Raw genomic sequence first — 469 nt, forward strand, 5'->3', positions numbered from 1 at the left:
CACAACGTCGGTTTGGTTGTCATGGAAAGCACTGGCGGTTTGGAAATCCCTCTCGCCAAAACCCTACATCGCGCAGGTTTCCAAGTGGTGATTGCCAATCCTCGCTGCACTAAAAATTACGCCAACGGCTTTTCTCTCGCCAAAACCGACCATCTCGATGCCAAAATGCTTGCTGACTACGCACAGGCGTTGGAAATCAAAGGACTGGTCGCCAATATGCTCTACATTCCGCCCAGCGAAGCCGAAGAGAAACTCGAAGCACTGGTCAAACGTCGCAGCCAGTTGGTTGACATCCGTGCCGCCGAGAAAAACCGTCTCGAACAAATCCATGAAAGCCAACAGCAAAGCGTTAAAGACCTGATTGCCCATCTCGACAAGCTTATCGCCGAGCTGGACAAAGACATCGACAGCAACGCCGACGCATTCGGCGGCAAAGGCCAAGTGCTAACCGCAATCAAAGGCATAGGCA

1 protein-coding gene is annotated in these 469 nt (G+C 52.2%); it reads left to right on the forward strand.

From position 1 onward, the window contains the following. A partial coding sequence (locus ACLD9W_RS12500; RefSeq protein ID WP_410842301.1) for an IS110 family transposase occupies positions 1–469 on the forward strand: 469 nt, incomplete at both ends.

The organism is Neisseria sp. WLZKY-1 (genome assembly GCF_046546535.1).
GTDB lineage: Bacteria > Pseudomonadota > Gammaproteobacteria > Burkholderiales > Neisseriaceae > Neisseria.